Genomic DNA, 1,056 nt, shown 5'->3' with positions numbered 1-1,056 from the left:
TCCGAGGCTTCCACAGCTGTGGATAACCATAAGCGTGGTCGATTCGTCACATAAAGGACGGAACGCAACCATCGGATTCTTGCGTGAAAAGCCGAAGTCGGTCACAGTGGACAAAATGGGCGGCCATTCCGGACAACGCCCAAATGAGGCATAGAGGCAGGATCAACATGCGCTTGACGAGATTCCTCGCCGCCGTGGCCGTCGGCCTAGGAGCGGTGTTTTCGCAGGCAGCACCCGGCACGGCTCAGACCCTGCGGGTGCTGGAAGGGGCCACATCGGCGACGCTGAGGGTGCCGATGAACCGGGCCGTGGTGGTCGAGAGCGACATGCTCTTCGCGGAACTTTCCGTCGCCAACCCGGCCATCGCGGACATCGCGACGCTGTCGGAACGGTCGATCTACATTCTCGGCCGTGCGCCGGGCCGCACGTCGATGACGCTCCTGTCGGCCGAGGGCAACCTGATCGCCAACGTGGAGATCCAGGTCACGCCCGACGTGGCCGAGCTGCGCGAGCGGCTGCGCGAGATCCTTCCCGGCGAGCCTGTCGAGGTGCGCACGGCCAACGACGGCATCGTGCTCTCGGGCACGGTCAGCTCGGGCCAGAGCGTCGACCGCGCCATGCAGCTCGCCGAGCGCTACGCCCCGGGCCTCGTGTCGAACCTCATGATGGTGGGCGGCACGCAGCAGGTGATGCTCCAGGTCCGCTTCGCCGAGATGCAGCGCACGGTCCGGCAGGAACTGTCGACCTCGCTCGGCATCGGCGGCTCGCAGGCGGTCCTCGGCACGAACGCGCTCGAAGGCGTCGGCGCACCTGCCGCGCCTGGCCTCGGAACACCGCCCGGGGCGGTGGACGGCCGCACCGGTGCGCTCTCGATCGCCTTCGGAGCGGGTTCGCTCCAGATCGGCCTGCTGATCGAGGCGCTCGAATCGAACGGCATGGTCCGCACCCTCGCGGAGCCGAACCTCACCGCCCTTTCCGGACAATCCGCGAACTTCCTCGCAGGCGGCGAAGTAAACGCATTAATATGATCGCCGCTTACTGTGAGCATCAGTTGAG

General features: G+C 66.1%; 1 pseudogene. It reads left to right on the top strand.

Annotated elements, in window-relative coordinates:
• Positions 1–167: 167 nt before the first annotated feature.
• A pseudogene (locus tag ACTS11_RS09795) lies at positions 168–1,010 on the top strand (type II and III secretion system protein family protein); the annotation flags it as partial.
• Positions 1,011–1,056: the final 46 nt, after the last annotated feature.

This window comes from Roseicyclus sp., assembly GCF_052168335.1.
Lineage (GTDB): Bacteria > Pseudomonadota > Alphaproteobacteria > Rhodobacterales > Rhodobacteraceae > Roseibacterium.
The sequence above is the reverse complement of the archived record's forward strand: the minus strand, read 5'-3'. Positions and strand labels throughout refer to the sequence as shown.